This is a genomic window from Thermoflexibacter ruber (genome assembly GCF_900113045.1).
Lineage (GTDB): Bacteria > Bacteroidota > Bacteroidia > Cytophagales > Thermoflexibacteraceae > Thermoflexibacter > Thermoflexibacter ruber.
This window is the reverse complement of the sequence record NZ_FONY01000085.1, coordinates 1-6,195: the sequence shown is the minus strand read 5'-3', so window position 1 is coordinate 6,195 and position 6,195 is coordinate 1. Positions and strand designations below refer to the sequence as shown.

Sequence of the window (6,195 nt, the reverse complement as noted above, 5' to 3'; positions counted from 1 at the left end):
TTTGAACCGCCAAAAGAAATTGACGGTTTTAAGGTGCGGTATGCCACATTGAGTAAGGGCAAATACCAAGAAATTTTTACCAACGACACCATTCAACAAATCGGTAGTGTGTATTTTAACCGAGTTACGGGCGAGGTCGTAGGTGAAGTGGAAAGAGACAGTTTGTATTTTCCCGCTGACGTGAGTAGCAGGTGGTGGTCAGTTGACCCTTTGGCGGAGAAGTTTCCTGAGCAAAGTCCGTATGTATTTGTACTTAATAATCCTTTAAGATACAATGACCCTGACGGACGAGAGCCCTGTGAAACAGGCGACTGCCCCGATGCTATTCAACAAGTTGCAAACTCTGTGGCGGCAACAGCAAGTGATATTTTAGTAAGTGCGTATAACCTCACAATTGGAAGATTAAATGATACAAGAGCTATTAATCCTGATGGTATAACTATAAAAATTGTTTCAGCACAACAGCCTTCTTCTGCAAAAGAAAGACTTTTAAATACGACTGGAGATTTACTTACTGTAGGAGGGGCATTAACAGGTGTAGGAAATACAGGGTATTTATTTGCAAAAACTGGGGGTAGCTTTTGGGGAACAACTCTGGGTAAACTTCTTAAAAAACAAGGTAAAGATGCAGAAGATTTAGTTCAAAAACAATTAGCTGAGGAATTTTCTGAAAACCCTGTTTTAAAGCAAGTAACAGGAGAATTTGGAGATGGTACAACTACTATTATAGACCACTTACCTATCGACCCTAAAACAGGTAAACCTATCGTTGTAGAAACTAAAAGTGGTGGGGCAAAATTAAGTAATCAACAGAAACGCCTAATTAAGGATAAGGAGGAAGTAACATTGAAAGGTAAGAATGCAGGCAATTTAGAAGGTTCTAAAATTACAAAAGACAACAAGCGAGAGGTTAGGCGTGTGAATCCTAAGACAAATACAATTACTAATGATAAAATTGATGATTAATTATGAATAAAAAAGAGATAATCAATAAAATACTTGACAGTTTATCTGTAAAATTAAAAACTTATGGATTCAAACTACAAAAAAGTAAGGGTAGATTTACAAAACAAGTGAAAAATTTTACTCTTGTTTATGATATTAATTTCTATAATGAGCGAAATGGTTATATAGCAGAGCCTTTTGTCTATATAGATGTAGAGGAAGTTGCAAAAATTTACCAAAATATTACAGTCAAAAATACTATCTCATACAATAACTTACACACTATTGGAGGGACAGTTGGTATTTTGATGGCAGAAGAAAATGCAGATGGCATTTTTAGGAAAAATCCATTTTTAAACTTTTATTTTAATGATGAAGATAGCTTAAATGGGTGTATTGATTTTTTAGTATACTGTTTTGAAAATGCAGCATTACCATATTTTGAAGAATATGATACACTTAATAAAATTGATAATGCACTTAATAATAATCCTGATTATTTGTCTAAACATTTGGTAATAAACCCTTTAAGGTGTATTATTGGACTTATTATTGCTAAACTTCTCAATAAGCAAAATTATAATGATTTGATGTCTATTTATGATAAGCAAATCCAAATTGCTTCAATAGAATATATACAAGAGTTTAATAATCTTAAAGCCTTATTTAATAATAAATTATGAAAATATATATCTATTTTATAGTCATCTATATATCTACAATCCTATCTGCAAAAGCCCAAAAAGAGCATTCAGATATACACTACCAAAAAGCATTTAACAATCTCAAAAATATGCTTGCAAATAAAAGTAATGCTAATTTAAAAAATGCTGTCTTTCATGTAGAGAATGCTTATTTTGATAATCTACTTGATTATCAATCTTTTGAAGAAGAAATAGAAGGTTTAACTATTCTTTGTCAAGGTTTTGTGAAATCAAATTCTTTACAATATACAGATAAAGACAAAGTAAAAATTGAAAAATTTGCTTCTGTTTTTAAAATACTTACCGATACGCTATTTATAAGATTAGATAGCTTGCAAGATTATCATCTACCTTTCGGCTACGACTTTGAGGATTTTTTTGGTGATACCGACTGGACAAAAGGCTTTGTAAGTAAATTGTTGGCAACCAAAAAAGGAAATTGCCATTCTTTGCCTTATCTCTACAAAATTTTGTGTGATGAATTAGGGGCAGAAGCACATTTGGCACTTGCTCCTAACCACTTGTATATCAAGCACCACAGCAAAAAAACAGGTTGGTATAATACGGAACTTACGAGTGCCACTTTTCCCATAGATGCGTGGCTAATGGTGTCGGGTTATGTAAGTTTGGAGGCTATCCAAAATGCGGTCTATATGGACACAATAGGTACACATCGGGCAGTTGCCTTGTGCGTAGTAGATTTGGGGCAAGGTTACACCAAGAAATACCCCGACAATGACGGTACTTTTATTTTGCAGTGTTGCGAATTAGCATTAAAACACTTCCCGACTTGCATCAATGCAATGCTTTTGAAAGCCGAAACTTTGTTTGCCCAACACAAAAAATTATCGCAATCAAAAGGCAAAGACAACCCCGAAACCAAAGCAAAATTTGCCGAAATGAACAAAACCTATCAACAAATCTACCAATCAGGCTACCGACAAATGCCCAAACAAATGTATGCAAATTGGTTATTAGATTTGAAGGAAAACAAGGACAAGTACATTAACAAAAAGGTAGCAGTTTTTAACAAATAGTTGCGTAACTTATTGAAAGTGAGTGCTAAAAACAAGAAAAACTGAGGCTAACATTGCATTTATGCAAGGCGGGCAGACGTGCTAAGTTGAACTTTTGTGCTTTCCATTGGCGTTTGTGCGTGTGGAAACAGTAGTGCTACTAAACCCGCCCTGCACAAATGCTTTTCCGTTGTGCGATACTATAAAAAACCAAACCGTCAAACAATGAAACAACGGAAAATACAAATTATCTTACTGATTTTCATAGCCTTAACTTCTTGTACCCAACAACAAGACAAGGAAGTTGTAACCACGACCATAGCAGAAAAACCCAAACCGACTTTTCAAGCAGACACAATAGTTTATTGTCAAGATAAATACTACAACCTTGCTTTTCAAGAAATCAACCAAATGTTAGAGGACAAAATCCCAATGGATTTTAAACGTGCTTCGTTTCTCATAGAGTGGGCATATTTGAAAGGAAACTTAGATTATACAGACTTTTGCAAGCAAATTTCCGACATTTCCAAAGACCTAAAACAGTTCATTATGGACAAAAAAGTAGGTGTGTATAAAACCGCAGGTAATTATGCCCTGTACGAATATTTTACAAAACCGCACGCAATGAACAATTACAAGCCTTTTGTCTATGATTTTGAGGATTTTTATGGAGAAAAGGATTATCAAAATGTATTCGTAACCAAACTTTTACGTACTCATACAGGGCAATGTCGTTCTATGCCAATGCTTTACAAGATTTTGGCAGAGGAAATCGGGGCAGAAAGTTATTTGGCATTAGCCCCTAATCATTTGTATATCAAGCACCTTGACGAGCAGAACAAATGGGTAAATGTGGAACTCACTAATGGACATTTTTCGTCTGATGCGTGGATGATTTCCTCATCGGGAATGAGTGCAGAGGCTATTCAAAGCGGAATTTATATGAAGGATTTGACTATGAAAGAAAGCATTGCCTTTTGTATGACAGAACTTTCTTTGGCATATGTGAAACAGTACGGACATACCGAATTTTCATTGCTTTGTGCAGACGCAAGTATCAAGCACCACAAAAATTCGGTCAATGCTATTTTACACAAACATATTACCTTGAAAAACTTGGGACTTGCCTACAAGAAAAAGTATGGAAACAAACCCAACGAAAAAATGCAAGCCTATCAAAAAGAATGGCTTGCTACTCATTACCAACTCAACGAGTTAGGGCATCGGGAAGTAACCAAAGAGCAATATGCTCAATGGGCAAAGGAAATGGAAATAGAAAAGGAAAAACGCCAAACCCAAGCCAAAAATTAAATTCAAACACCAAAATATCAATTCAATGAAACGCAGATTTTACTTAATTTTCAGCATTTTAACGGTTGCAATTATCGCAGCATATTTCAGTTTTCAGTATTTCAACCAAGCCAAACAAGAGCCTGAAATGGTGCTTGATTTTGGCAAAGAGGGAACAGAAATGCGGAGAATGGAAACAAAAAATCTAAGCCCTTACGCCATTTTTGGCGACAGTTCGGTAGTGCTGATGACAGAGGCGGAAAGGACAGGCATAAACTACTTGGAAATACCAAACCGTAACAAGAACAGCCAAGTAAAAAGAATGGTTGTAGATATGCGAACAGGTATGATTTCCTTGATAGATAAGCAGGGTAAGATATTTGAGCAGTTTTTTATGAGTGCTACCAACATAGCAAGGTTTTTGTCCGTTGACCCACACGCAGAGAATTACACAGGCTGGACACCTTATAACTTTGTGGCAAACAACCCTTTGAGTATCATAGACCCAGACGGCAGGGATTGGGTTATTAGCCACAATAAGGAAACCAATCACTATACTTTTGCGTTTAGAGGACAGATTTTGAACGAAACAGGGAAGGAAATCAAAAACTTGGATAAAATGGCTAATGAAATGTTGGCAGGTTTGGCAGAGGTTTTTACAGGCAAAGGTGAGGGTATTTCTTGGAGTTTTGATTTGGAAAATTCGTACTTGAAAGTGGCAAATGCTGAAAGTGATTTGAGTGCAACAGACCACGCTGTAAGAATTGTAAGTAACGGAACAGTAATAGCAGGAGACCGTATTGGCGGAGGGAAAGCAGGTTTTGGCAGTCAGGCAATTTACTTGAATGAGAGTATTTTAGGAAATAGGGAGGCTATGCAAGCAGGTAATGACCCAAAATCTAAAAATTGGAACGCAAGAGGGTTAACAAGTAACGGACAGTTATTAGCAAAATACATATTCGCACACGAGGCAGGACATACCGCATACTTACCACATATTACAAAATCAAAAGCGGAGGTAGGTAGAGATTACATACCTGAAAGTTACTTTGCTAATAACGAAACAGGAAATCCTTACACGAGTGGTAAGAACATTATGTCTGATTATAAGACTTCGTTACCGTATGTAGCCCCTGTACTCACCCCACGACAAATACAGGTTATCAATAGTAGATACAATGCAGGTATGTTAAATAACGGATTGCAAAGAATAGGGGCAAGTAATCCATTTATCAGAGACTATTAGTAAGTTATGAAAATAATACGCATTTTTATCTTCTTATTTATTGTTCCAACAAGTGTTTTATCTCAAAATACGAAAGGTGCTTGTTGGGAATTTTTTATTGACAGCCCTTCCAATTTGGATATATACATTAATAATATTCACATTGTCAATACAAATGAATTTGGAACATTTTATAATAAGGATACAACCTTTGCTTTTGAGTTGTATTTCAGATTATATACCATTAACGATACCCTTTTTGTATCTTGTTCTGATATATATACTGATTGTTTAGTGTATAAGTATACACTATCTAAAAAAATTTTTATGGGAAAGGATAATGTTTTAAATAAAAAATTTAAACTTACTTTAATTGGAGATAATTATAAGTTTAATATTCGTGTTAATCCTGCACAAGGGCATTTCATACATTTTTTCAACAATATTAATGTAAAAAAGTCTTATAGACGTTGGTTTCAACAAAACACAGAACCATTTGAGTATGGTAGTAGTCCGCCCAAACGAGTAAAATAGCATCGCACAACATTGCATTTGTAACAAGGCGGGCAGACGTGCTATTTTGAAACTTTTGTGCTTTCTATTGGCTTTTGTGCGTATGGAAACGGCAGTGCTACTAAGCCCGCCCTGCACAAATGCTTTTCCGTTGAGTGGAAATGCCTTCGCTTCGCTTCGGCACTTCCACTCAACGGAACGAGGATTACATCCTTTGTCGGGCTTGTGCCTTCGCTACGCTTCGGCACGTCACCCAACAAAGGATTTGCAAAATTCCAAAAATTTTCTTCGCTTCGCTCAGAATTTTTGGAACTTCGCAAATCCTCGTTCCGTTAGCAGCAAGGCTATCGGACGACTGCGAGTGCATTGACGGAGTTACATAAGAGACGCTGAATGACTGTCCCCCATCTGGACTTTTAACCAAGCGACAGTTTAACTTTCAACTTTTGTTCTTTTATCTCAGTTCAGTCACGGGGGACAGTAATTCAGGTCTAAAAGGACT

At 36.2% G+C, this 6,195-nt stretch carries 7 protein-coding genes; 6 read left to right on the top strand and 1 reads right to left on the bottom strand.

Annotated features, from left to right (window positions below):
• The 6 genes from BM141_RS23315 to BM141_RS21905 all read left to right on the top strand — a co-directional run.
• Window positions 1-966, top strand: a 966-nt coding sequence (locus BM141_RS23315) for a hypothetical protein (protein WP_221407735.1), incomplete at its 5' end; no start/stop codon positions are given.
• Between the two features lie 2 nt (window positions 967-968).
• A complete protein-coding gene (locus BM141_RS21925) occupies window positions 969-1,628 on the top strand; it encodes a hypothetical protein (RefSeq protein ID WP_091549576.1) in 660 nt (219 codons plus the stop codon).
• Window positions 1,625-2,686, top strand: a complete 1,062-nt coding sequence (locus BM141_RS21920) for a hypothetical protein (RefSeq protein WP_091549575.1) — start codon at window positions 1,625-1,627, stop codon at window positions 2,684-2,686. The genes BM141_RS21925 and BM141_RS21920 overlap by 4 nt, the downstream gene beginning before the upstream one ends.
• A 204-nt stretch (window positions 2,687-2,890) precedes the next feature.
• Window positions 2,891-3,976, top strand: a complete 1,086-nt coding sequence (locus BM141_RS21915) for a hypothetical protein (protein ID WP_091549574.1) — start codon at window positions 2,891-2,893, stop codon at window positions 3,974-3,976.
• Window positions 3,977-4,001: 25 nt separating this feature from the next.
• The gene (locus BM141_RS21910) at window positions 4,002-5,201 is read left to right on the top strand and encodes a hypothetical protein (RefSeq protein ID WP_091549573.1); all 1,200 of its coding nucleotides are present in this window, start codon (window positions 4,002-4,004) and stop codon (window positions 5,199-5,201) included.
• 6 nt (window positions 5,202-5,207) lie between these two features.
• Window positions 5,208-5,714, top strand: coding sequence for a hypothetical protein (locus tag BM141_RS21905; protein WP_091549572.1), 507 nt, complete (start codon window positions 5,208-5,210; stop codon window positions 5,712-5,714).
• A 41-nt stretch (window positions 5,715-5,755) separates the two neighbouring features.
• On the opposite strand, the gene BM141_RS22695 is transcribed toward BM141_RS21905, so the two are convergent.
• Window positions 5,756-6,013: a hypothetical protein gene (locus BM141_RS22695; protein ID WP_143091072.1), complete on the bottom strand. Its 258-nt coding sequence runs from the start codon at window positions 6,011-6,013 to the stop codon at window positions 5,756-5,758.
• Window positions 6,014-6,195 lie beyond the last annotated feature (182 nt).